This window comes from Flavobacterium sp. WC2430 (genome assembly GCF_040822075.1).
Taxonomy (GTDB): domain Bacteria; phylum Bacteroidota; class Bacteroidia; order Flavobacteriales; family Flavobacteriaceae; genus Flavobacterium.
In genome coordinates, this window is record NZ_CP162007.1 from 50,682 (window position 1) to 72,131 (window position 21,450).

At 33.5% G+C, this 21,450-nt stretch carries 20 protein-coding genes and 4 tRNA genes; 2 read left to right on the top strand and 22 right to left on the bottom strand.

Annotation, left to right across the window (positions count from 1 at the left end; translation table 11 throughout):
* Positions 1–107: 107 nt before the first annotated feature.
* From rpoB to AB3G36_RS00305, 17 genes are all read right to left on the bottom strand, one after another.
* Positions 108–3,920 carry a DNA-directed RNA polymerase subunit beta gene (gene rpoB, locus AB3G36_RS00225; RefSeq protein ID WP_367754852.1) on the bottom strand — a complete coding sequence of 1,271 codons (3,813 nt, stop codon included), beginning with the start codon at positions 3,918–3,920 and terminating at the stop codon, positions 108–110.
* Between the two features lie 275 nt (positions 3,921–4,195).
* Positions 4,196–4,564, bottom strand: coding sequence for a 50S ribosomal protein L7/L12 (gene rplL / locus AB3G36_RS00230; RefSeq protein ID WP_026708579.1), 369 nt, complete (start codon positions 4,562–4,564; stop codon positions 4,196–4,198).
* A 92-nt stretch (positions 4,565–4,656) separates the two neighbouring features.
* Positions 4,657–5,160 carry a 50S ribosomal protein L10 gene (gene rplJ, locus AB3G36_RS00235; RefSeq protein WP_367754854.1) on the bottom strand — a complete coding sequence of 168 codons (504 nt, stop codon included), beginning with the start codon at positions 5,158–5,160 and terminating at the stop codon, positions 4,657–4,659.
* Between the two features lie 22 nt (positions 5,161–5,182).
* Positions 5,183–5,872, bottom strand: coding sequence for a 50S ribosomal protein L1 (rplA, locus tag AB3G36_RS00240; protein ID WP_367754857.1), 690 nt, complete (start codon positions 5,870–5,872; stop codon positions 5,183–5,185).
* A 13-nt stretch (positions 5,873–5,885) separates the two neighbouring features.
* Entirely contained in the window at positions 5,886–6,323 is a 438-nt protein-coding gene (gene rplK / locus AB3G36_RS00245) for a 50S ribosomal protein L11 (RefSeq protein ID WP_367754859.1), read from the bottom strand.
* A gap of 70 nt (positions 6,324–6,393) precedes the next feature.
* Positions 6,394–6,945: a transcription termination/antitermination protein NusG gene (nusG, locus tag AB3G36_RS00250; RefSeq protein WP_367754861.1), complete on the bottom strand. Its 552-nt coding sequence runs from the start codon at positions 6,943–6,945 to the stop codon at positions 6,394–6,396.
* Positions 6,946–6,953: 8 nt separating this feature from the next.
* A complete protein-coding gene (gene secE, locus AB3G36_RS00255; protein ID WP_367754863.1) occupies positions 6,954–7,151 on the bottom strand; it encodes a preprotein translocase subunit SecE in 198 nt (65 codons plus the stop codon).
* A 19-nt stretch (positions 7,152–7,170) separates the two neighbouring features.
* A tRNA-Trp gene (locus AB3G36_RS00260) sits at positions 7,171–7,241 on the bottom strand.
* A 54-nt stretch (positions 7,242–7,295) separates the two neighbouring features.
* Positions 7,296–8,480 (bottom strand): elongation factor Tu, encoded by a 1,185-nt coding sequence (gene tuf, locus AB3G36_RS00265; RefSeq protein WP_367754865.1) that lies wholly within the window; start codon positions 8,478–8,480, stop codon positions 7,296–7,298.
* Positions 8,481–8,533: 53 nt separating this feature from the next.
* A tRNA-Thr gene (locus tag AB3G36_RS00270) sits at positions 8,534–8,605 on the bottom strand.
* A 36-nt stretch (positions 8,606–8,641) separates the two neighbouring features.
* A tRNA-Tyr gene (locus AB3G36_RS00275) sits at positions 8,642–8,722 on the bottom strand.
* A gap of 55 nt (positions 8,723–8,777) precedes the next feature.
* Positions 8,778–8,851: transfer RNA gene (locus AB3G36_RS00280), tRNA-Thr, on the bottom strand.
* 92 nt (positions 8,852–8,943) lie between these two features.
* The gene (raiA, locus tag AB3G36_RS00285) at positions 8,944–9,246 is read right to left on the bottom strand and encodes a ribosome-associated translation inhibitor RaiA (protein ID WP_367757973.1); all 303 of its coding nucleotides are present in this window, start codon (positions 9,244–9,246) and stop codon (positions 8,944–8,946) included.
* A 34-nt stretch (positions 9,247–9,280) separates the two neighbouring features.
* Positions 9,281–10,177: a tyrosine-type recombinase/integrase gene (locus AB3G36_RS00290; RefSeq protein ID WP_367754867.1), complete on the bottom strand. Its 897-nt coding sequence runs from the start codon at positions 10,175–10,177 to the stop codon at positions 9,281–9,283.
* An 80-nt stretch (positions 10,178–10,257) separates the two neighbouring features.
* Positions 10,258–10,452 (bottom strand): 30S ribosomal protein S21, encoded by a 195-nt coding sequence (gene rpsU, locus AB3G36_RS00295; RefSeq protein ID WP_007137807.1) that lies wholly within the window; start codon positions 10,450–10,452, stop codon positions 10,258–10,260.
* 260 nt (positions 10,453–10,712) lie between these two features.
* A complete protein-coding gene (locus AB3G36_RS00300; RefSeq protein ID WP_367754869.1) occupies positions 10,713–11,882 on the bottom strand; it encodes an acyl-CoA dehydrogenase family protein in 1,170 nt (389 codons plus the stop codon).
* 191 nt (positions 11,883–12,073) lie between these two features.
* Entirely contained in the window at positions 12,074–12,970 is an 897-nt protein-coding gene (locus tag AB3G36_RS00305; RefSeq protein WP_367754871.1) for a ComEA family DNA-binding protein, read from the bottom strand.
* Positions 12,971–13,281: 311 nt separating this feature from the next.
* On the opposite strand from AB3G36_RS00305, the gene AB3G36_RS00310 reads away from it, so the two are divergent.
* A complete protein-coding gene (locus AB3G36_RS00310) occupies positions 13,282–14,733 on the top strand; it encodes an amino acid permease (RefSeq protein ID WP_367754873.1) in 1,452 nt (483 codons plus the stop codon).
* A 77-nt stretch (positions 14,734–14,810) separates the two neighbouring features.
* Here the strand turns inward: AB3G36_RS00310 and AB3G36_RS00315 are convergent, their stop codons facing one another.
* The 5 genes from AB3G36_RS00315 to AB3G36_RS00335 form a co-directional block, all read right to left on the bottom strand.
* Positions 14,811–15,038, bottom strand: a complete 228-nt coding sequence (locus AB3G36_RS00315; protein WP_367757975.1) for a PspC domain-containing protein — start codon at positions 15,036–15,038, stop codon at positions 14,811–14,813.
* 78 nt (positions 15,039–15,116) lie between these two features.
* The gene (locus AB3G36_RS00320; RefSeq protein WP_367754875.1) at positions 15,117–16,388 is read right to left on the bottom strand and encodes a DUF2851 family protein; all 1,272 of its coding nucleotides are present in this window, start codon (positions 16,386–16,388) and stop codon (positions 15,117–15,119) included.
* A 76-nt stretch (positions 16,389–16,464) separates the two neighbouring features.
* Positions 16,465–16,947, bottom strand: coding sequence for a 3'-5' exonuclease (locus AB3G36_RS00325; RefSeq protein WP_367754877.1), 483 nt, complete (start codon positions 16,945–16,947; stop codon positions 16,465–16,467).
* A gap of 162 nt (positions 16,948–17,109) precedes the next feature.
* Complete coding sequence (locus tag AB3G36_RS00330; RefSeq protein WP_367754879.1) at positions 17,110–18,471, bottom strand: pyridoxal-phosphate dependent enzyme; 1,362 nt, start codon at positions 18,469–18,471, stop codon at positions 17,110–17,112.
* A 195-nt stretch (positions 18,472–18,666) separates the two neighbouring features.
* Positions 18,667–20,613 carry a putative porin gene (locus AB3G36_RS00335; RefSeq protein WP_367754881.1) on the bottom strand — a complete coding sequence of 649 codons (1,947 nt, stop codon included), beginning with the start codon at positions 20,611–20,613 and terminating at the stop codon, positions 18,667–18,669.
* Between the two features lie 173 nt (positions 20,614–20,786).
* Between AB3G36_RS00335 and AB3G36_RS00340 the strand changes: the two genes are divergently transcribed.
* Positions 20,787–21,446 carry a ribonuclease HII gene (locus AB3G36_RS00340; protein ID WP_367754883.1) on the top strand — a complete coding sequence of 220 codons (660 nt, stop codon included), beginning with the start codon at positions 20,787–20,789 and terminating at the stop codon, positions 21,444–21,446.
* Positions 21,447–21,450 lie beyond the last annotated feature (4 nt).

Sequence of the window (21,450 nt, forward strand, 5' to 3'; positions counted from 1 at the left end):
TTAGTTCATTAAAAAATCGGAACGGGTTACGGGTATAAATCCTAAAAACTCTTAAAAAATGAGAATTCAGCCCCGAAAAAATCAAGGCTGAAAACTACTAAATATTATTATTCTTCTAATCTAATGTCTAATCCAAGACCTTTCAATTCATGCATTAATACATTGAATGATTCAGGTAATCCTGGTTCTGGCATAGACTCTCCTTTTACGATAGCTTCGTAAGTTTTAGCTCTACCAATTACATCATCAGACTTCACTGTCAAGATTTCTCTAAGTGTACTTGACGCTCCATAAGCCTCAAGTGCCCAAACCTCCATCTCTCCAAAACGTTGACCTCCAAATTGAGCTTTACCTCCAAGTGGTTGTTGTGTAATCAACGAGTATGGTCCGATAGAACGTGCGTGCATCTTATCATCAACCATGTGTCCTAATTTTAACATATAGATCACACCTACAGTTGCTGCTTGATGGAAACGCTCTCCAGTACCACCATCATAGAGATGTGTATGTCCAAAACGTGGCACTCCAGCTTCGTCAGTCAATTCATTAATTTGGTCAAGAGAAGCACCATCAAAAATTGGAGTAGCAAATTTTCTACCTAAGTTTTGTCCAGCCCAACCTAATACCGTTTCATAAATTTGACCGATGTTCATACGTGAAGGTACCCCAAGTGGATTCAACACAATATCAACTGGCGTTCCGTCTTCAAGGAAAGGCATATCTTCATGACGAACAATACGAGCAACAATACCTTTGTTACCGTGACGTCCAGCCATTTTATCCCCAACTTTTAACTTACGCTTTTTTGCAATATATACTTTAGCTAATTTCAAGATTCCTGCTGGCAATTCATCTCCAACAGTAATAGTGAATTTCTCTCTTCTTAATGCACCTTGTAAATCATTCAACTTAATTTTATAGTTATGAATTAATTCATTCACCATTTTATTAGTTGAGTCATCCGCAACCCATTGACCTTTGCTTAAGTGAGCAAAATCTTCAACAGCATAAAGCATTTTTTGAGTATATTTTTTACCTTTTGGTAAAACTTCTTCACCCAAATCATTCATTACACCTTGAGATGTTTTACCGTTTACGATTAAGAAAAGTTTTTCAACTAATTTGTCTTTTAATTCAACAAATTTAGTTTCGAATTCCATTTCTAAAGCGCCTAAAGCATCTTTATCTTGAGTACGTTTGCGTTTATCTTTTACTGCTCTTGCAAATAATTTTTTGTCTAAAACAACACCATGTAAAGAAGGAGAAGCTTTTAATGAAGCATCTTTTACATCACCTGCTTTATCCCCGAAGATTGCACGAAGCAATTTCTCTTCTGGAGTAGGATCTGATTCCCCTTTTGGAGTAATTTTACCAATAAGAATATCACCAGGTTTAACCTCGGCACCAATTCTAATCATACCATTTTCATCTAAGTCTTTAGTAGCCTCTTCAGAAACGTTTGGTATATCATTTGTCAATTCTTCGTTACCTAATTTAGTATCTCTAACTTCTAATGAATAATCATCAACGTGAATAGAGGTAAAAATATCGTCACGAACTACTTTTTCAGAAATTACAATCGCATCCTCAAAGTTGTATCCTTTCCATGGCATAAACGCCACTTTCAAGTTACGACCTAAAGCTAGCTCTCCGTTTTGAGTCGCATAACCTTCAGATAAAACCTGTCCAGGAATAACTCTATCTCCTTTTCTTACGATAGGCTTCAAGTTAATACTAGTCCCTTGATTGGTTTTTCTAAATTTAATTAGATTATATGTTTTCTCATCAGATTCAAAACTCACCATTCTTTCTTCTTCAGAACGATCGTATTTAATTGTGATAATGTTAGCATCAACATATTCAACAGTTCCGTTTCCTTCTGCATTGATCAATACTCTAGAATCAGAAGCAACTTGACGCTCTAAACCTGTTCCAACAATTGGTGCTTCAGGACGAATTAATGGTACGGCCTGACGCATCATGTTAGATCCCATCAAAGCTCTATTCGCATCATCATGTTCCAAGAAAGGAATAAGAGATGCAGAAATTGAAGCGATTTGGTTAGGAGCAACGTCTGTATAATCTACTTGAGCAGGATCAATAACAGGGAAATCACCTTCTTGACGCGCAATTACGTTTTCGGCAATGATTTTTCCAGAATTGTCCATTTCAATATTCGCTTGTGCGATTAACATTCCTTCTTCTTCTTCAGCACTTAAGTAAATAGGAGTAGACTCTAAATCTACAACTCCATTAGTTACTTTACGGTAAGGTGTTTCAATGAATCCCATTCCGTTTACTTTAGCATAAACTCCAAGAGATGAAATCAAACCAATGTTTGGTCCCTCTGGTGTTTCAATAGGACATAAACGTCCGTAATGTGTATAGTGAACGTCACGAACCTCAAATCCAGCTCTTTCTCTCGAAAGTCCACCTGGTCCTAGTGCAGATAATCTTCTTTTGTGCGTTATCTCAGCTAGTGGATTCGTTTGATCCATAAATTGAGATAATTGGTTTGTTCCAAAGAAAGAGTTGATAACAGATGATAATGTTTTAGCATTAATCAAATCTATTGGTGTAAACACCTCGTTATCTCTAACGTTCATACGCTCTCTAATAGTTCTAGCCATACGCGCTAAACCAACACCGAATTGTTGCGACAATTGTTCTCCAACTGTTCTAACACGACGGTTTGATAAGTGGTCAATATCATCAATATCTGCTTTTGCATTTATTAATTCAATCAAATACTTAACGATAGTTATGATATCTTCTTTGGTAAGCACTTGCTTTTCCATTGGGATATCTAAACCAAGTTTTTTATTCATTCTATAACGACCTACTTCACCTAAGTTGTAACGTTGGTCAGAGAAGAATAATTTATCTATAATACCACGAGCAGTTTCTTCATCAGGCGGTTCTGCGTTACGCAATTGTCTGTAGATATGCTCAACAGCTTCTTTTTCAGAGTTTGTTGGATCTTTTTGTAACGTGTTATGGATGATAGCATAATCAGCTTGATTAGCATCTTCTTTATGTAACAAAATAGATTTAACGTTAGAATCAATGATTTCTTCCACATTATCTTTGTCGATAATAGTATCTCTATCAAGGATTATCTCGTTACGTTCGATAGAAACTACTTCACCAGTATCTTCATCTACGAAATCTTCATGCCATGTATTTAATACCCGAGCAGCTAATTTTCTACCGATATATTTTTTAAGTCCTGTTTTAGAAACTTTAATTTCTTCAGCAAGGTCAAAAATCTCAAGGATATCCTTGTCTCTTTCGAAACCTATTGCACGGAATAAAGTAGTTACAGGTAATTTTTTCTTTCTGTCGATATAAGCATACATTACGCTATTGATATCTGTAGAAAATTCTATCCAAGATCCTTTAAAAGGAATTACTCTGGCAGAATATAATTTTGTTCCATTCGCATGAAAAGACTGTCCAAAGAAAACCCCTGGAGATCTATGTAACTGAGAAACAACAACACGTTCAGCACCATTGATTACAAAGGTACCACTTGGAGTCATATAAGGAATTGTTCCTAAATATACATCTTGAACAATTGTTTCAAAGTCTTCGTGCTCTGGATCTGTACAATACAGTTTTAACCTTGCTTTTAAAGGTACACTATGTGTTAAACCTCTTTCTATACATTCTTGAATTGTATAACGTGGTGGATCCACAAAGTAGTCAAGGAATTCCAATACAAAGTTGTTTCTTGTATCTGTAATTGGAAAATTTTCCATGAAGGTATTATAAAGTCCTTCATTGCCTCTTTCATCAGATTTAGTTTCTAATTGAAAAAAATCTTGAAAAGATTTTACCTGAACATCTAGAAAATCTGGATAGTTCGGGATATTTTTTGTAGAGGCAAAATTCAATCTTTCAGTCTGATTTGTTATCATCAATGGACAAAATTTTGATTAAAAAGTAATTTTTTGTGTATAAACAAGAATTTATTTATACTTTTCTTTTACGACCATTACATCTTTAAAAACCAATTTAAGATAACTACTTTCTTATTATCTGTTAATTTTTTTTCCTCGTAATGGGTAAAAGGAATTTAATCTGAAAATCTATTTTGCAGTAAAACAAGATAGACTTTTATTATACGAAAAATGGTTTAGGTCTTTAGGCGACTAAACCCAAGACCTAAACCTAATTCTAAACTAAGAATGAATTATTTTAATTCAACTACAGCTCCAGCTTCTTCTAATGATTTTTTAAGACCTTCAGCCTCTTCTTTAGAAACACCTTCTTTAACGTTTGATGGAGCAGAATCAACTACATCTTTAGCTTCTTTCAAACCTAAACCTGTAAGTTCTTTTACCATTTTCACAACAGCTAATTTAGAAGCACCAGCTTCTTTCAATACAACTGTGAATTCAGTTTGAGCTTCTTCAGCAGCTTCTCCACCACCTGCAGAAACTACTACAGCTGCAGCAGCTGGTTCGATTCCGTACTCATCTTTTAATATTGTTGCTAATTCGTTAACTTCTTTTACAGTTAAATTAACTAATTGTTCTGCGAATTGTTTCAAATCTGCCATTTTTTCTATCGTTTTAAAATGATTTGTAAAATTATATTTTGTTTATTGTGCGCATTGTAAATAATAAAATTGAAGGAAACCTCCTTTTTTTATTATGCTTCTTCTGTTTGCTCTTCTCCAGCAAATTTGTTTTGAAGTGCAGAGATAATTCTTTGTGCTGGTGATTGAAGTAATCCAATAAGTTCACCAAGAAGCTCTTCTTTAGATTTGATAGTTGCTAACGCATCTAATTGATCATCTCCAATATAAACTTCAGCATTAATATAAGCTCCTTTTAAAACTGGCTTAGCCGATTTTTTACGGAAGTCTTTAATTATCTTACCAGGTGCATTTGCAACATCTGAGATAAAAATAGCACTATTCCCAGTTAAAACTGTAGGCAAGTCACCATATTCATTTTCAGAAACCTCCATTGCTTTTACAAGCAAAGTGTTTTTTACCACCTCTAATTTTATACCTGCTTTAAAGCAAGCTCTTCTCAACTTTGAAGTTGTATCTGCATTTAGTCCAGAAATATCTGCTATATAAACAATATTTGTACCAGCTAACTGTGCAGTTAAATCTTCAATCGCGATTGATTTTTCTTCTCTAGTCATACTAAAAATTTTTAACTACCAATTATACTGCTTTAGGGTCAAGCGCAATAGCTGGACTCATAGTGCTTGTAAGGTAGATACTTTTGATGTAAACTCCTTTAGCCGCAGTTGGTTTAAGTTTGATTAATGTTTGAATAATTTCGTGAGCATTGTCAAAAATTTGTTCAGCCCCAAAAGAAACTTTACCAATTCCTGCATGCACTATACCAGTTTTATCAACTTTGAAATCGATTTTACCAGCTTTCACCTCTTGAACAGCTTTTGCAACATCCATAGTTACAGTACCTGTTTTAGGGTTTGGCATTAAACCACGTGGTCCTAAAATACGACCTAATGGACCTAATTTACCCATAACACTTGGCATAGTGATGATAACATCAACATCTGTCCAACCATCTTTAATTTTTTGTAAATACTCGTCAAGACCTACATAGTCTGCTCCAGCTTCTTTAGCTTCCGCTTCTTTGTCTGGAGTAACTAATGCCAATACTTTAACATCTTTACCTGTTCCATGAGGCAATGTTACCACACCTCTAACCATTTGATTCGCTTTTCTTGGATCTACACCCAATCGAACTGCGATATCAACAGACTCATCAAATTTTGCAGAAGAAACAACTTTAATTAATGCCGCAGCATCTTTTAAAGTATATAGTTTGTTCTTTTCAATTTTTGAAGCAGCCTCTTTTTGCTTTTTTGTCAATTTTGCCATGTTTTTCTCTTAATTAAAAAGGAGAATCTCCTGATACAGTTATACCCATAGATCTAGCTGTTCCAGCAACCATACTCATCGCAGCTTCCATAGTGAACGCGTTTAAGTCTGGCATTTTATCTTCAGCAATAGCTCTAATTTGTTCCCAAGTAACACTAGCTACTTTTTTACGATTAGGTTCACCTGAACCAGATTTTAGCTTTGCAGCTTCCAATAACTGAACCGCTGCTGGAGGAGTTTTAACAACAAAATCAAATGATTTGTCTTTATACACAGTAATTTGTACTGGGCATATTTTGCCGGGTTTATCTTGAGTTCTAGCATTAAATTGCTTACAAAACTCCATAATGTTTACCCCAGCAGCTCCTAAAGCAGGTCCAACCGGTGGCGACGGATTCGCAGCACCTCCCTTAACTTGTAGTTTAACTACCTTACTAATTTCTTTAGCCATTTTTTAAAAAATTTAACACTACAATCTTTGGAAGCGATTGTAATGGATATTATATGTAATGTAACAAAAATTATACTTTTTCAACTTGCATAAAACTCAATTCTAAAGGTGTTTTTCTTCCGAAAATTTTCACCATTACTTCAAGTTTACGCTTTTCTTCATTGATTTTTTCAACCGTTCCGTTAAAACCATTAAAAGGACCATCAATAACCTTAATAGTTTCTCCTAAATTGAAAGGAATAGCACGAGTATCAGTATTAACTGCCAACTCATCTACTTTACCTAGCATTCTATTAACTTCAGAAAGTCTTAGAGGAACAGGCTCACCACCTTTAGTCTCACCCAAAAAACCAATAACACTAGTTATAGACTTAATAATATGAGGTATCTCTCCAACAAGATTTGCTTCAATCATAACATAACCAGGAAAATAAACTTTATCCTTGATTATTTTTTTTCCTTCTTTTACAGTAACTACTTTTTCAGTAGGAACTAGAACTTGAGAAACATAATCACCCATCTCTAATCTAGAGATTTCAGTTTCTATGTAAGCTTTCACTTTATTCTCTTGCCCACTTACTGCACGAACAACATACCACTTTTTTACATTATTATCTGCCATCACAAAAACTACGCTTTTATCCAGTTAAAAAATCCAGCTAATGCTTTTGCAAAAAACTCATCTACTCCCCATGTTGCCAAAGCGAATAGAACAGAAAAAATAGCAACAACAATCGTTAGACGTTGCACCTCAGCCCATGTTGGCCAAGTCATATTTGACTTTAATTCCTCAAATGCTTCTGATATGTAATTAACTACTTTTGCCATTATGATATATTTTATTTTGCACGGGCGGAGGGATTCGAACCCCCATCAACGGTTTTGGAGACCGCTATTCTACCCTTGAACTACGCCCGTATTAAAAACCAGTAACAACCTAAGCCGTTACTGGTTTAAATTTATTTTATAGAATTATGCAATTTCAGTTACCTGACCTGCACCAACTGTTCTACCACCTTCACGAATCGCAAAACGTAAACCTACGTTTAATGCAATTGGACTTAATAATTTAACATCAATTGTTAAGTTATCTCCAGGCATAACCATTTCTACACCTGTAGGCAAAGTAATGATTCCAGTTACATCCGTTGTACGTACGTAAAACTGTGGACGGTAGTTATTATGGAATGGAGTATGACGTCCACCTTCTTCTTTTTTCAAGATATAAACCTCAGCTTTGAAAGTATCATGTGGTTTAACAGAACCTGGCTTACAGATTACCATTCCTCTTTTAATATCTTCTTTTTGAATACCTCTTAAAAGGATACCCACGTTATCTCCAGCCTCACCTCTATCAAGGATTTTACGGAACATCTCAACTCCTGTAATAGTAGAAGTCAATTTTTCAGCTCCCATACCAATGATTTCAACTGGATCTCCTGTATTAGCAACTCCTGTTTCGATACGACCTGTAGCAACAGTTCCACGACCAGTGATTGAGAATACATCTTCAACAGGCATTAAGAAAGGTTTTGCAACATCTCTTACTGGCTCTTCAATCCAAGCATCAACAGCTTCCATCAATTCAAGAATTTTCGGAACCCATACTGGATCATTGTTCAATCCACCTAAAGCAGAACCTTGAACAACAGGACCATTATCTCCATCATATTCATAGAAAGACAACAAGTCTCTGATTTCCATTTCAACTAATTCTAATAATTCCTCATCATCAACCATATCCACTTTATTCATGAATACAACCATTCTAGGAATACCAACTTGACGACCTAAAAGGATATGCTCACGTGTTTGTGGCATTGGTCCATCAGTAGCAGCAACTACAAGAATAGCACCATCCATTTGAGCAGCTCCAGTAACCATGTTTTTTACGTAATCCGCGTGACCAGGACAGTCAACGTGAGCGTAATGACGATTAGCAGTTTCATACTCAACGTGAGATGTATTAATTGTAATACCTCTTTCTTTTTCTTCAGGAGCATTGTCAATTTGATCAAATGATTTTGCTTGACAGTAACCTGCATCAGATAACACTTTAGTTATTGCCGCAGTTAATGTAGTTTTTCCGTGATCCACGTGCCCAATTGTTCCAATGTTTAAGTGGGGTTTGTTACGGTTAAAGGTTTCTTTTGCCATTTTACTTAATTTTTAATCTAGTTATATATTCATTTCAATTTCCTACTTACTTGAGCCAATGTCGGGAATTGAACCCGAGACCTCTTCCTTACCAAGGAAGCACTCTACCCCTGAGCTACACCGGCAGAGACTTTCATTTAGATTTATCTAATCTAAATTTGTGGGGAGAGCAGGATTCGAACCTGCGAAGTTTACACAGCAGATTTACAGTCTGCCCTCGTTGGCCGCTTGAGTATCTCCCCTCTTTTTTTATCTTAATATTACATTTAGCCAAATGCAATACTGCTGCTTATTTTGAGCCGGCGGAGGGACTCGAACCCACGACCTGCTGATTACAAATCAGCTGCTCTAGCCAACTGAGCTACGCTGGCAGTTTCAATAAAAAAAGTCCGCTATTTCTAACGGACTGCAAATGTAGAGATTTTATCTCTCAATCAAAACATTTTTTAAAAAAATTTTAATATTATATATGCGCTCTTATCTTTTCTTTCCTTTTTACCAACAATCGCTCTAAGGATTCAGCCGAAAGTTCTATTGCCTCTTCGAAAGTCTTACACTGTTTTTTTACTAAAAAATCATCTCCCGGAACATTAATTTTAACCTCAACAATTTTATTTTCTTTGTCACTCGTCTTTTCAACTTTTAAATAAACATCAGAAGAAACTACCTTATCGTAATACTTCTCTAATTTATCCATTCGTTCTTGAACATAATTTACTAGTTTTCCGTCAACTGCAAAGTTAACTGCATGAACATTTACCTTCATAATCATTTTTTTTTAATGGTTAAACTATTTTGAATTATAACTTATTCCTTGGATGAGCATCGTTATACACTTTTTGCAACTCTGACAAACTACTGTGCGTGTAAATTTGCGTCGAAGCCAAACTAGAATGTCCTAACAATTCTTTCACTGAATTCAAATCGGCCCCGTTATTCAATAAGTGAGTCGCAAATGTATGTCTTAAAATATGCGGGCTTTTCTTTACTTTTTCCGAGACAGTACTAAAGTAAGAATTTATTAATCGATACACAAAAGATTCATTCAATTTTAACCCTTTTTTTGTTAGAAAAAAAAAGTCATTATCCTTAATATATTCCAAATCAGATCGCTCCTTTATATATTGAGAAAATTGAGATTTAATAATTGGCAAAACAGGCAAGATTCTTTCTTTATTCCTCTTACCAAGTACCTTAATTGTACTATTCTCAACGTTAACATTACTAATATTGAGATGAATTAATTCAGCCCTTCGCATACCTGTAGTATAAAACAAATCAATTATCAATTTGTTTCTAATTTCTTCAAAACCTATTGGATTTTCAATAGTACTCAACACTTCCACCACTTCTTTTTCTGAAAAAGGTATCTGAAGCGTTTTAGGAATTCTTAAAGCTTTGTGTTTTAACAGAGGACTAACTTCTATTTGCTTTGTCTTTAATAGAAATTTATAAAAAGCTTTTAAAGATGCTATTTTTCTATTGACAGTAACATTAGACAAACCACCATTGACAAGTGAAACGATCCAGCTTCTAATTTGACCATAACCCAGATGCACAATATTTTCTTCGTCAAAGTTTATTGTATTAAATGTTTGAAAGCTCAAAACATCATTTAAATACGCATTTACCGTATGTGAAGAATACTTTTTCTCCTTCAATAAATAATCCCGAAATGCCGCAATAATAGTAACCATATATAAAAATAAAAAAACCGTTAGCATCAAAGTTATAAAACTTTAATGACTAACGGTAATTATCATGTAAAAAGAACTACTTAGTTTTCTAAGTTGTCTTTCATGTTTTGAATATAAGCTGCTTTTTGAACTTTAATTCTATTTTTCACAGAAGGCTTAATAAAAGCAGTACGAGCTCTTAATTGACGAACAGTTCCTGTTTTATCAAATTTTCTCTTATAGCGCTTTAATGCTCTATCTATATTTTCTCCGTCTTTAATTGGTATAATTAACATAATATTGACACCCCCTTTCGTTAAGTGTGCAAAAGTAATCATTAATTTGAATTACAGACCATGAATTTCAATTATTTTTTGGTGTGCCGGCCAAACACAATTCCATTCCAAGACAACATTCCGTTTTTGCCGTCAGGCTATCCGCTACAATCTTTTATTCCGTTACACTTCATAAAAGGATTTTCGCTTCTATCCTTCACACATAAAAAAAGAGCCAATAACTAAACTGGCTCTTCTAAATCACTCTAGTTCGTTCGCTTTTATTTCACCGCTGGCTTATAATTTTGTTTGTCAATTATCATTTTTGCTAAAATCTCTTTAAGAATTTCCGAAGTTCCACCCCCAATTGGCCCTAAACGGCTGTCTCTAAACAAACGTGCTAAAGGATACTCTTCCATATAACCATAACCACCTAACATTTGTAAACAACTATATATTGTTTCGTCAGCCACCTTTGTAGATTTTAATTTAGCCATAGTAGCCTCCTTAACCACATATTCTCCTTTATCCAATCGAGCTACAGCAGCATAATTAAACACTTTGCAGTGCTCAACATCAGTAGCATGTTCTACCAAAGTATGTCTTAAAGCTTGAAACTTATCGATTGTTCTACCAAAAGCCTCACGTTGCCCCATATATTCGATCGTATAATCAATAGCATACTCCGCTCTAGCATGGCCATTTATCGCCATAATCAAACGCTCTAAAGCAAAATGCTGCATAATATAAGGAAACCCCTTTCCTTCTTCTCCCATCAAATTTTCTACAGGAATTTCGACATTATCAAATGCAATTTCCGCAGTATCCGAAGCTCTCCATCCTAATTTATCCAGTTTTACAGCGGAAACTCCTTTTAAATTACTATCCATCAAGAACATACTGATCCCTTTATTACCTAGCTCAGGACTAGTTTTGGCTGCAACCACATAATAGTCTCCATAAACACCATTAGTGATGAATGTCTTAGAACCATTAATAATATATTTATCTCCTTTTTTAACAGCTGTCGTGCGCATACCAGCAACATCGCTACCTCCAAAGGGCTCTGTAATACACAAAGCACCTATTTTATCACCAGATATACTTGGCGCTAAATAGTCACGTTTAATTCGCTCATCACCTTCCGCATTCAAATGGGTCATCGCTAAATAAGAATGTGCCCACATTGCAGCAGCAAAACCTGCTGATTTAATTTTTTGAAGTTCTTCTAAAAAAATAACAGTGTAAAATAAATCTAAGTTTAATCCACCATAAACCTCAGGATAGCGTATTCCGAAAAAACCCATTTCTCCAAATTTTTTCCATATAAAACGCTCAATTGTCCCCGTTTTTTCCCATTTTTCAATATGCGGAACAACTTCTTTCTGTAAAAAATCTTTTAAACTCTCTCTAAATAATTGGTGTTCTTCTGTGAAATAATTTGAATCCATGTATTTTAATATTTTTTTTACTTTTATAAATTGAAGTGATTGAAAAGAAAAGCAAAGGCTTTATATTTCAGACTTAAGTTTTTTTTTTGAACTACATAACTAAGATCTGATTTAATGAAAGAAAAATACGCAACAAAAACAACTATTTTGCAGTAAATTAAAAAATTTTAAACCATTTCAATTATACACTTCTAATTAAAGTCCAAATATAAGGCAATTATTTTTGCTTTTTCAACAGGAAAACCCTTAATATTTATTAAATCCTCAATATTATTAAAATTTCCATTCATACTTCGATAGATAATAATCTCTTTAGCCAAAGGATATTTAAAATAAGGAAATTGAGCCATTTCTTTCAAAGACGCATTATTTATATTCACTTTTTTCAAATTACTACCAGCAACAATTTTAAAATGGGAATCAAGATTAGCGATCACTTCAGGAGATAAACCCCAAACGTCTTTCATTTGATCCATCGAAACAAAGCCTCCAAGACTTTCTTTTAAAATCAATATCCTTTTAGAAATCACCTCGCCTATACCATAAATTTTAATCAAATCTTCTTGCGTTGCCTTATTGATATCAATTAAAACTAATTTTTCCTTCTTAGGGAAATTTACAATCGACTTGTTTTTATAATCTACATACACTTTACGTTCCTTTTTATTATTTACCCAATCTGGAAATTTAAAAAGTGGCGCTATACTATTCAATAACGAGTCTGATACTTGAGTAACAGCTTGAAATTCTTTTGCAGAGTTTACATATTTATTCTCTTTTCTATAAGCGAGTAATCTATCAATTTCCTGAATTGACATACCAAGTTTGTAGCCTTTATAATCTGTAATGAAATTGGGGTTAAAAAGATAGACCTTAAATAGTGTTTTAGACTTGTCCTTTTTTAAAGCATCAAATTTAGACTGTATGGAAAGCCATTTTTGCTTACCCAAGTCAGTCTCTAGAATTACATTCTCGTTAAAAAAGAAAAAACCCAATTGTAAAAACAGTATTATTACAACTAAAGAAAATATACCAGCTCGTTGATCCTTTGAAAACTCAAAATAAGACTTTATATTTTTAAAACCCATTGACAAGAAATTGATTAAAAATTATATTTTTTTAGATAAAAATCGGTCAATATTTCCCTTTAATTACTGAGCTCTAAATTTATACAATTAAACGTCAAGATGGTTCGTACTAGAAAAATAATTTGACAATTATTAGTGTCAAATTGCTAAAAAAGCAATTTTATTATTAGTAAATAATAATATTATTTCGAAATTCGAAATTAAACAAACACCAAAGTCTTTTTATTTTTAAGTAAAATTGAAAAAATTATTTTTATATTTTGTAAAAAATAATACATTTGAGCACTAATAACAATTAAACCAATAAATATATGTCAATTTGGAAAACAAAACCTCTGTCGGTTTTACTAAATGAAGCTTCAGAAGACGAAAAAGGGTTAAAAAGAACATTGTCTTCGCGATCCTTAGTAGCACTTGGAGTTGGAGCAATAATTGGTGCTGGATTATTTTCCCTAACAGGAATTGCCGCAGCAGAACACGCTGGACCAGCAGTAACTTTATCATTTATCCTTGCCGCAGTAGGATGTGCTTTTGCAGGACTTTGTTATGCTGAATTTGCTTCTATGATACCAGTTGCAGGTAGTGCTTATACGTATTCCTATGCAACAATGGGAGAATTTATGGCTTGGATTATAGGGTGGGATTTAGTTCTTGAATATGCTTTAGGGGCCGCCACTGTCGGGGTAAGTTGGTCACGATACTTACTTGAGTTATTAAATAAATACGGCGTTCATCTGAACCCTAAATTCATATGCTCCCCATGGGAGACATTAACACTAGGCGATGGTACGGTTGTAGACGGAGGATACATAAATCTTCCTGCTATATTAATCGTTTCTGCTCTTTCCTTGTTATTAATTAGAGGTACAAAAGAATCTGCTAATATTAATAACTTTTTAGTAGTTCTAAAAGTTATAGTAGTTATTTTATTTATTGTCTTAGGATGGCAATATATTGACCCTGCTAATTACTCTCCATACATTCCGGAGAACACAGGTGTTAAAGGACAGTTTGGTTGGTCAGGAATTGCTGCAGGAGCTGGAACCGTTTTCTTTGCTTTTATTGGTTTTGACGCTGTTTCTACCGCAGCACAAGAAGCTAAAAATCCACAAAAAGGAATGCCAATTGGTATTTTAGGATCATTAGTAATCTGTACTATCTTATATGTGTTATTTGCTCACGTAATGACAGGACTTGTTCCTTATTATAAATTTGTTGGAGATGCAAAACCAGCAGCTACAGCGTTTGCTGTTACTGGATATTCATTCCTTCAAACTGGATTAATCGTAGCTATTTTGGCTGGATACACTTCTGTAATGCTTGTGATGTTAATGGGACAAAGTCGCGTTTTCTATACCATGAGTAAAGATGGCCTATTGCCTTCTTTTTTCGGAGATATTCATAAAAAATTCCGTACTCCATGGAAAACAAACATCTTCTTTATGATCTTTGTAAGTTTATTTGCTGGTTTTGTTCCAGTAAGTGACTTAGGACATATGGTAAGTATTGGAACATTATTAGCATTTGTATTAGTTTGTATTGGTGTATTAGTAATGCGTAAAAAAATGCCAGATGCTCCAAGATCTTTCAAAACTCCATTTGTACCATATGTACCTATCGCTGGTATTCTTGTTTGTGTGTATTTAATGTACTCACTTCCTTACGAAAGCTGGTTGCGATTAGTAATATGGATGGCAATTGGTATTGGGCTATATTTTGCCTACGGTAAGAAAAATAGTAAATTAAATAATCCAGATAAATAATATCTGGTAGTCATAAATAGAAAAAGGGATTATAAAGTGTCAAAGCTTTATAATCCCTTTTTTTATTTTTATTTTTTTTACAAATCAAATACCGAGGTTCTTTTTGCGCGAATTAAATCTTTAAGCCTAATCCAAAAGGCCAAAGTTAAATAGACACCAAACCAAAGACCAGCTGTAACAAAAGAGATGTAAATAAAAAAAAGACGAACACTTGTTACTCGCATTCCTAATTTATCAGCTAATCTTGAAGATACATGGAAACCATATTTTTCGAAAAAATATTTAAGTTTAATTACTCTAGCAATTTTTTGAGCCATTATCTATTTTATAAAATTGAATTTAGCAAAAATACGATATTATTTCTGATCTTCTAAACCAAAGAATTAATCTTGTTTCATCAACTCCATTCCCACTGCGCAATCTAAACACTTACTTTTTGAACAATATTCATTTTTAAGTTGCAATAATGACTGAGTTTCAAAAGCATTTAAAGTTTTTAATCCAAAAGAAGTAAACTTATCTATAATCGCATTTTTCTCTGGATGAACATCCATAACTAACTGGATTAGATTTTCAGAAATTTCTTTACCAATACTTTTTGCATACGCAAATTGAATAGGAATGATTGTATTTATAATCAATAAATCAACGAAGGCTTTAGATAATGTTTTCTTTTTCTTTGGACTTTCCTTGTCAAATTGATAATGATTCTCCCAATACTTTGAAGAAGCAATCTGAAATAAATCATAACAACTTTCAACTGAATTGAGATCAGTAATTTTAGAAAATAAATTATGTCTAGAGTGATATAAATTAGCTAATTGTGAAAGTCGTATCGTTGGAAAATTATCGGGTCGGTGTTTAAAAAACTGAACTGGGGCCAGATTCATTTTCTCTATTTGATACTTGTGCAGCAAATAAAAATACCTGATTTTTAAATCTTTAAAATAATTATCTTCCTTTTCGGAATCGAGTAGTCCAGCATTTCCAAAAAGTAAGGCTTCCAAATTTTCGACCTCCGTACTTTCTTTTCTAATGATAGTAAATGGAATTGATTTGGCATTTTGGTAAAAAACATCGCCATTCGTATTCAACCCAAAATTCTTAGCCAACAAGCTAAATAAAACAGCTTCCCAATCATTATTGGTTTGTTCCAATAATTCATAAATAGGTTTGGATTTTCTTTCTAATCGTTCAAAAAACAAACGCTCTTGCCAATTTTTCAATGTAAACTCGCTTACCTCTTTTAACTGTTTTTCGCAATAAATCCAAGATTTAGGAGCCATTAAAGATTGATAATTAGCAACCGTGTTCTTATCTACATATTGACACAGTTCTAAAACAGGAATTTCGGTATTGTCTTTCCTAAAGATTTCGGTATCGTGTTCCCAAACGACATGAAGAATCACATTTTCGTAACCCGCATCTCTTTCATGATGATGCACATACCAATCAGAAGATTTAAGATGGATCTCTACATTACCAGCCCATTTTTGATTGCCGATGGTAATTTGCGCATTAAAAAAATCTGGTCCTGCTAATTCTAAATATTGGCCAACATGAGTAATTGTAACCTCTTCTTTATTTGAAGTTTTTAAATTTAAAGTATCAAACTTCTTAAATTTCCAGAGGTAGTGCAGAAAATCTTCTTTCATCTTAAAGCCTTGTTGTTAAGAGACTAAAGTAATGAAAAAACTGTTCCGTTTCACTTAAACGATGAAAATGAAAGTCTTATCTCAGCATATACAATTTAGCACAAGCCCGAGCATCAGATAATGCTTCATGATGATTTAAAGCAATATTCATTGCTCTACAACAATCACTTAATTTTGTTGGTTTTAATCCTTTGGCTTTATAGATTTTCACAGTACATTCCCAACGAGAGGCAATATTTAAATCTTCATAATTTAAATTGTAAAGTGCCATCGATTTAGCCAATACATTCCTGTCAAAACTTTCATTATGAGCAACCACTACTCTATTTTGTAATCGTTTTTGAATTTCGGGATAGACTTGAGCAAATGTTTTTGCATTCACTGTATCACGTGGATATATTCCATGAACTTGAATGGTAAATGGAGAATATAAATTATTGGGAGGCTTGATCAAAGTAACAAATTCGTCCACAATTATTCCGTTTTCTACGGTAACAATACCTACAGAGCAAGGATGGAATGCAGTTGCGGTTTCAAAATCTATGGCAGTAAAAGTCATTTGTAAATTATAATTATAAGTAAGCAATTATCAACAACGAATTTATATAAATTAATTAAAAAAACTCGTTTTAGAAATTAAAAAAGCCACGAATTTAAAATAGCACACAAAATTAATTTATGCTTATCTATGTAATTCGTGGCAAAAAAAAATAGTTTGAAATTATTTTATAGATCCTATAATATCATATTTGGTAATTATATGGTGTTTCCCGTTTCCTAAATCAATCAAAACAGCAGCATTTTCTCTAGAGAATAATTTAGATACTGCTTCAATAGTAGTTCCTAGCTCCACAATTGGATAGGGTTTCCCCATGATCTCACGAATGGGTCTATCAGCGGTATTTTTATCGCTTACATAACTTTGAAACAAATCAGATTCATCAAGAGAACCTACAAATCCAGTAATATCCATTACAGGAATTTGAGAAATTTTATATTGACGCATTCTTTCAATAGCATGAGAAACTAATTCTTCAGTCCTTGCTATAATTAATGGTTTATCAATATGATCCTTAATAACATCTTCTGCTTTAGTAACTGTCTCTTCTAGGAATCCGCGTTCGCGCATCCAGTCATCATTAAACATTTTTCCTACATAACGACTTCCTGAATCATGGAATAACACGACTACTACATCGTCTTTCTTAAAATGTTCTTTGAGTTGCAATAATCCTTTTACGGCTGCACCAGCCGAATTTCCAACAAATATTCCTTCCTCTAATGCAATTTTACGTGTATAAACAGCTGCATCCTTATCGGTTACTTTTGTAAAACCGTCAATTAAAGAGAAATCAACATTTTTTGGTAATATGTCTTCTCCAATTCCTTCAGTGATATAAGAATAGATTTCGTTTTCGTCAAAAATTCCAGTTTCGTGGTATTTTTTAAAAACCGAACCATAAGTATCGATTCCCCAAATCTTAATATTTGGATTTTTCTCTTTTAAATATTTTCCTACTCCTGAAATCGTTCCTCCTGTTCCTACACCCGAAACAAAATGAGTAATCTTACCTTCTGTTTGTTCCCAAATTTCCGGTCCCGTTTGTTCGTAATGTGCTATGGCATTTGATGGATTATCGTATTGGTTTACGTACCAAGAATTAGGAGTTTCCTCCGCTAATCTTTTAGAAACAGAATAATATGATCTTGGATCTGTAGGCTCTACATCAGTAGGACAAACCACTACTTTTGCTCCCACAGCGCGTAGAATATCCATTTTTTCTTTGGATTGTTTATCAGAAATCACACAGATTAATTTATACCCTTTTATAATTGCTACTAAGGCTAATCCCATTCCTGTATTTCCAGAAGTACCTTCAATAATAGTTCCGCCTGGTTTTAGACGGCCGTCCGCTTCGGCATCTTCAATCATTTTTACTGCCATTCTATCTTTTACAGAATTTCCTGGGTTGAAGGTTTCCACTTTGGCAAGTACTAAAGCCTCTATTTCTTCGGTTACTTTGTTCAATTTAACCAGAGGAGTATTTCCTATTGTACCTAATATATTTTCAGCGTAATGCATTTGATTTTATTTTAATAATTGCAAAATGTTATAAATGTAGCTACAAAGATAGCATTTTGTTATAAAATAGCATCAATTAGTCTGTTTTGCGTTCGTGATAAAAGCGACATCCTCTACTTGCTCCCTTTAAGCAAGTGGCAGCTATAGCGGATAGCACGATGAAACGCCCAAGAAACACTTAAAATCGAATGGGAATTAGTTAAAGAAGTTCCAGATTAAACCAAAGCGAACTGTGAAATCACGATACGGACTATTGGGTGCTGAATAGAAGTTATTTCCTGTGAAAGAAGAATTAAAATGTTCTGCTTTGAAGTAGATTCTTGTTCGTTGAATGCGAGCATTAACGAAAAAATCAACATTAGGATAATTACCAATTTCTTTTTTATTTTGAACAAAAAATTCTCCAATAACCGGATTATAATCATTCGCCAAGTAGCTTGTGAAATAATTCAATGTGAAACCAGTTTGCAAAAACAACGCTTTTTTGAACAGGTAATTAGTATAATAAATGGTGTTTCTAGTCACTATTTCGGGAACATTTAAAATAGCATCTTGTTGATCTGCTTTTTGGTATAAAACGGTATTATCTAAAGCAAATCTCCCGAATTTAAATTCCTTACTCGCTTTAACAGAAATGTAATTTATCGTATTACCATATTGTTTTGGCGTTACAATTTGCTGGCTGTCATCAGTTGCTGTGTTTTCAAAATACAAGTGATCATTTAATGTCATTAATTGAAGAGAAGCTTCAATCCATGGCGTCGACGCATTGGCCGTTATCGAATTTATTTTTTCGTTTTTGAAATCATTCGACCAGTTGTAATTTATATAACTACTTTGATATAAGTTGTAATTATCGTTTGGTAGTTTATTTAAGTTTTGGTATCCAAATGAAAATTGATAATCATCATTCATTTCATAATGCAACTTAGCATCTAAATTCGACAACGATTGATTTGTAACCGATCTTGAATACAAGAATTTTCCGTTCCATTTATTTTTTTGATATTCGTATTGCCCGCCTGCACTATTAATATTTCTAGACAAAGAAGCAGGAACGGTTTTAGTATCAAAAATCAATATTTGATTGTAGTAATAATTCGATCTAAAATCATCGGCAAAAAACTGAAATTTACCTAAAGTCGTATTCTCATAAACCAACCCCACTTTATTATACATTTTATTGTAATGCGTTTGATCATTGATTCCAGAACTTACAAAAGAATCCCCAAATCTATAAACAATTGAAGAACCTACTGTAGAAGGAACTGTAGCTTGATTGTATTCGAAAAACTTATTTTCGTAATTGAATTGATGGGCAACATATAAATTATTTTCTCCCTTGGTTGGATTCACTCTGAAAAAATGATCCACAAAAAAACGTTTCCCTTTTAAGAAGGATTTGGCATCATTGAAATAAACCTCCAATCGTTGTCTATTATCGTATTTAGGATCTTCGCTTTCAAAATCAGAAATGGTTGTTATACCCCCATTCTCTTCATTTAAAATATCTTGATATGTAAAATGAGCATTGGCAACATAGCGGTTATTTAGCGTGTTGTAACTTGTTGTGAATCTAAAATTTCCTGTACTAGCCAACTGATTAATATATTTTCCCTCAGAACGCAATCCTTTATAAGCGATAGAAAAATTGAGTCTAGGTGATGTATTTATAGCAAAAAAAGCATCCAGAGATTGTCCTTTTTGCATAACCGATTTGAAGTACAATTCAGTTACTGGAGTTGCTACAGAGCTGTATTTAATTTGATTGGCTTCCAAAAAATTAAAATGTTTTGCCTTGAAACCAAATTCTGGATATGGAGAAAACTCTGTTAGACTATATTGAAGTGTGTTATAGGTTTGCCCTTCATTAGAAAAGGGTAAAAGTCCAAAAATGTCTTTTCGTAAATAATTAAACGAATATTCTCTTTTAATAGTAAGAGCAGTATCAAGATAAGTGGTATCACGTTCTATGTTTATAAAACGGTACATATCCATCGTAGCTACTTTTTGCGCTTTTATGGTATCTGATTCTCTTTGATATTTATTATTGTTGTTATTATTGCCGCCATTTCCTGAATTTACTTGAGAAAACAAAAGAGTAGGAAATATTATGAAATATAAAAAAAAGAGGATTCTCATTGAAACGGATATATAATTAGGGCTATTATTTTCACACTAGTAATACGAGCAAAGGTAAATGATAAAATCATATAAAAAAACACCATAATTTACAGACTTAATATTGCAAATATTTAAAATAACGAAACATTATTAATAAAATTTCATAACCTTTGTTAAACCAAAAACATTATATGCTTGCACTTAATTTTTCTAATTTTATTCTAGAAACTGGAACCGATGAAGCAGGTCGTGGCTGTATAGCTGGCCCTGTAACTGCGGCTGCAGTGATTCTACCAATAGATTTTGAAAATACAACCTTAAATGACAGCAAGCAGTTATCCGAAAAAACAAGAGAAAAACTAAGGTCTATTATCGAAAATCAAGCTGTTTCATTTGCTGTAACTCATTTGTATCCCAATGAAATTGATGAAATAAATATCTTGAATGCTTCGATGAAAGGAATGCAAGAATGTGTTTTGAAATTAAACACAGTACCCGAATTTATTATTGTTGATGGCAACCGGTTATTGAATGCAAAACTGGGTTTAAAAAGTAATTTTGGAAAGCAATTTTCAAAAACTGAAATTGAATTATTAAAATCAATTCCGAATCAAAGCATTGTAAAAGGAGATGCTAAATTCATGAGTATTGCTGCAGCTTCCGTTTTGGCCAAAACCTATCGGGACGAGTATATGAATGCCATTCATGAGGAATTCCCTATGTACAATTGGAAAAAAAACAAAGGCTACCCAACTAAAGAACATCGAGAAGCAATTAGAAAATATGGGGTAACTAAATACCACCGAATGAGTTTTCGATTATTGCCGGAACAGTATAAATTTGATTTGTGATTTT

Coding starts and splice junctions, on each gene's coding strand:
- rpoB (WP_367754852.1), bottom strand. CDS start 3,920: ATGATAACAAATCAGACTGAAAGATTGAATTTTGCCTCTACAAAAAAT.
- rplL (WP_026708579.1), bottom strand. CDS start 4,564: ATGGCAGATTTGAAACAATTCGCAGAACAATTAGTTAATTTAACTGTA.
- rplJ (WP_367754854.1), bottom strand. CDS start 5,160: ATGACTAGAGAAGAAAAATCAATCGCGATTGAAGATTTAACTGCACAG.
- rplA (WP_367754857.1), bottom strand. CDS start 5,872: ATGGCAAAATTGACAAAAAAGCAAAAAGAGGCTGCTTCAAAAATTGAA.
- rplK (WP_367754859.1), bottom strand. CDS start 6,323: ATGGCTAAAGAAATTAGTAAGGTAGTTAAACTACAAGTTAAGGGAGGT.
- nusG (WP_367754861.1), bottom strand. CDS start 6,945: ATGGCAGATAATAATGTAAAAAAGTGGTATGTTGTTCGTGCAGTAAGT.
- secE (WP_367754863.1), bottom strand. CDS start 7,151: ATGGCAAAAGTAGTTAATTACATATCAGAAGCATTTGAGGAATTAAAG.
- tuf (WP_367754865.1), bottom strand. CDS start 8,480: ATGGCAAAAGAAACCTTTAACCGTAACAAACCCCACTTAAACATTGGA.
- raiA (WP_367757973.1), bottom strand. CDS start 9,246: ATGAAGGTAAATGTTCATGCAGTTAACTTTGCAGTTGACGGAAAACTA.
- AB3G36_RS00290 (WP_367754867.1), bottom strand. CDS start 10,177: ATGGTTACTATTATTGCGGCATTTCGGGATTATTTATTGAAGGAGAAA.
- rpsU (WP_007137807.1), bottom strand. CDS start 10,452: ATGTTAATTATACCAATTAAAGACGGAGAAAATATAGATAGAGCATTA.
- AB3G36_RS00300 (WP_367754869.1), bottom strand. CDS start 11,882: ATGGATTCAAATTATTTCACAGAAGAACACCAATTATTTAGAGAGAGT.
- AB3G36_RS00305 (WP_367754871.1), bottom strand. CDS start 12,970: ATGGGTTTTAAAAATATAAAGTCTTATTTTGAGTTTTCAAAGGATCAA.
- AB3G36_RS00310 (WP_367754873.1), top strand. CDS start 13,282: ATGTCAATTTGGAAAACAAAACCTCTGTCGGTTTTACTAAATGAAGCT.
- AB3G36_RS00320 (WP_367754875.1), bottom strand. CDS start 16,388: ATGAAAGAAGATTTTCTGCACTACCTCTGGAAATTTAAGAAGTTTGAT.
- AB3G36_RS00325 (WP_367754877.1), bottom strand. CDS start 16,947: ATGACTTTTACTGCCATAGATTTTGAAACCGCAACTGCATTCCATCCT.
- AB3G36_RS00330 (WP_367754879.1), bottom strand. CDS start 18,471: ATGCATTACGCTGAAAATATATTAGGTACAATAGGAAATACTCCTCTG.
- AB3G36_RS00335 (WP_367754881.1), bottom strand. CDS start 20,613: ATGAGAATCCTCTTTTTTTTATATTTCATAATATTTCCTACTCTTTTG.
- AB3G36_RS00340 (WP_367754883.1), top strand. CDS start 20,787: ATGCTTGCACTTAATTTTTCTAATTTTATTCTAGAAACTGGAACCGAT.